The organism is Komagataeibacter europaeus LMG 18890, from assembly GCF_000285295.1.
GTDB lineage: Bacteria > Pseudomonadota > Alphaproteobacteria > Acetobacterales > Acetobacteraceae > Komagataeibacter > Komagataeibacter europaeus.
Map to the genome: position 1 here is coordinate 1 of NZ_CADP01000219.1, position 2,397 is coordinate 2,397.

A 2,397-nucleotide genomic window follows, 5' to 3' on the forward strand; every position below is an offset into this window, starting at 1 on the left:
CGCGGGCGAACACTTAGCGAAGCGGGACGCCTCTCGTCCCGACACCATCAGGGGGCCATGACCCGCAGCGCAGCGCAAGCGGCGGCCCGTAGGGCCGGGACCGCAGCCACGCGCACCCACGCGCAACGCCTGGCCAACGGACAGGCGCGAGCATGGGGAGCATGGCGAGGACCAGCCCGCTTGCGCGGAGTGAGGATTATGGCACCAGCGACGGCCCCCAAGCTGGGGGCCTAGCATCGGGGGTTGTCGCGCGGATCGTTACCCGGATGGGCGGAGACAGACCAGGAGCGCAGCGCATGGGCTGGCTCCGGTGAGTTGGTCGGGAGACTGGCTCCGCCAGGCTCGCGGCCTTACGAACTAGAGCCAGTGCTAATCGCGCCCAACGGGCGCGATTACCCAAAAACCCTTGGAAAACCAACAATCACAACAGGCAGGAGAGGGGGAAAGAAACTTTACGACTTTCCTGCTTTACGTAAAGCGTCCTTCCCCGTAGCGAGGACATTGGATGTGTCCTTGCCGGTCATGCGGTCATTCCTTCGGATAGCCGGGCTGGCGCAGGATACTGTGCCAGCCTAGCGGACAGATGGGATACTGCCGCATCCTGCGCAGGGGGCAGACAGTTCAAGGCAGCGTACAGATCCGCATAAACATACAGGCAGCGGGTCAGGCGGATTTTTGCGCTCTCCGTAGTCTCGGCCTGTAGTGGTGTGGCGACGGGCAGACTGCATCCGATGGCGGCAAGGGCCGCCGATAGGGTGCTGTATTGGGTCAGCCCGGCAATAAACCCGGCATATCGGCCCGGCTCTGCCAGCGGGTGACGGGAGAGGTCTTCTGTAGTGTCGTACAGACAGGATTCCTCTCCTACGCACAGGCTTATGCCGTCCAGACTGCCCGTGGAGGCAAAATCCATCAGCAGGACGGAACCGGCATCATCTGTCAGGATGTGCCGCGTACCATCGGGCGTCATGTCAACAATATCGCGGGAAATGGACATGGTATTATCCTTTCTGCCGGAACGTGAACGGCAGATGCCTGCCGTTCCGCCCTTTCCTATCAATGCTGTGTCATGATCTCGCGCAACGTGATGGCCCGCCCATCCTCTGTGTTCCGGCCGGAATCCTCTGCCGCATCCTGCCGGGACCATAAGGAACCGTCTGGCAGGCGGAAACATTCATCATCCAGATAGCTGGCCGGGGCTATATCCAGCCGCCAGCTTTCCCCAGCCTCGGCCCGCCCTAAGACTTCCATGTACAGATCCAGCGCAGCGGCCTGATCGTCAATGGCGATGGCCTGCACCAGCCAGTTTGTCGGCCACCGCATCTGATCCGGGGTGTCGTCGTAAGGCAGGGCCGTGGGGTCGAATACGTCCGTGTCTGCCCGATCACTGGCGAAAGCGGCCACCGCCTTCTGCCAGTCGTCTGCGGTATAAGGGGTCTGGCTCTCGCTGTTGCTGGCGTCCAACCCGGCGCCATGTACTTCGAGCATGGTGGCAATGGTCTGCCGCACGTCTGCAACCGTATCATTCGGTGCAACCGGAACAGACATAATGACTTCCCCGAAGATATGCAGGGGATTGCTTGCCGGGCAGTCCGCACGGCGTACGTCCTCGATGCGCCGGACAGGACGGATGAAAATGCGGTTTTCGGTCGGGTTCATAGGGTGAGCCTCCTATATGTGGATTTCATGGGGCCGGTGTGGTGTCCCGCCCCCATGTCGTTAATGTATCATGATACATTATTATTGCAAGAAAAAATCCCGGCTTCCCGCCATTTATTTTGTCATGCAACCATAAATCGGCGGTGCATCTTGGTAGCTTGCTCCTGCCAGTTCTGCACCATATGCCGATTGCCGCCAAGGCGGCCCACAAGCACCGCGCTGCCGTCGCCTCGATCCTGAATGGATAACGTGCCGTCTGGCAGCCCTTTACGGGTCAAATGTGCCATGATCCGGCCCGCATAATCCGGGGAAAGGCTGCGCCGTGCAAAGATGGCAGTAGCGCCAAGGCTGACCAGCTTACAATCTGGTGACGGCATCCAGTTCCGCTCCGCAGCCAGCACGCCCCCGCACCCCTTTGTGCCCTCGTCGCTGGCAACCTGTACAGAACCATCCGGCAACAGCCAGTGTTTGGCATATACGGCAAGATCAATAGATCCATCAAACCGCCCGGCCTGATAGGACTTTACAAGAGGTTCAACCAACGTCACCGCTGGCCCGTCCATCCATGAAACCGAAATGGACCCGCCGGTGCTGTAGGACTTTGAACGCACGCTAAAGCGTGTGGCCGGGAAAGCCTTTTTCAGCCTTTTGCGGAGAAGCCGGGCGGTTTCAGCAACGGACAGGTAATGCGCTTGCATAGGGTGAGCCTCCTATATGTGGGTTTCATGGGGCCGGTGTGGT

3 protein-coding genes are annotated in these 2,397 nt (G+C 60.0%); all 3 read right to left on the reverse strand.

Translation table 11 applies throughout. The annotated features are described in order from the left end of the window. Positions 1–520: 520 nt before the first annotated feature. The 3 genes from GEU01_RS20815 to GEU01_RS24075 all read right to left on the reverse strand — a co-directional run bounded on the left by GEU01_RS20815 (position 521) and on the right by GEU01_RS24075 (position 2,354). On the reverse strand, positions 521–994 hold the full coding sequence (locus GEU01_RS20815; protein ID WP_019087563.1) for a hypothetical protein: 474 nt from the start codon (positions 992–994) through the stop codon (positions 521–523). Positions 995–1,053: 59 nt separating this feature from the next. After that, complete coding sequence (locus GEU01_RS20820) at positions 1,054–1,656, reverse strand: hypothetical protein (protein WP_019087564.1); 603 nt, start codon at positions 1,654–1,656, stop codon at positions 1,054–1,056. 122 nt (positions 1,657–1,778) lie between these two features. Continuing rightward, positions 1,779–2,354 (reverse strand): LPD29 domain-containing protein, encoded by a 576-nt coding sequence (locus GEU01_RS24075; RefSeq protein ID WP_019087565.1) that lies wholly within the window; start codon positions 2,352–2,354, stop codon positions 1,779–1,781. Positions 2,355–2,397: the final 43 nt, after the last annotated feature.

Coding starts and splice junctions, on each gene's coding strand:
- GEU01_RS20815 (WP_019087563.1), bottom strand. CDS start 994: ATGTCCATTTCCCGCGATATTGTTGACATGACGCCCGATGGTACGCGG.
- GEU01_RS20820 (WP_019087564.1), bottom strand. CDS start 1,656: ATGAACCCGACCGAAAACCGCATTTTCATCCGTCCTGTCCGGCGCATC.
- GEU01_RS24075 (WP_019087565.1), bottom strand. CDS start 2,354: ATGCAAGCGCATTACCTGTCCGTTGCTGAAACCGCCCGGCTTCTCCGC.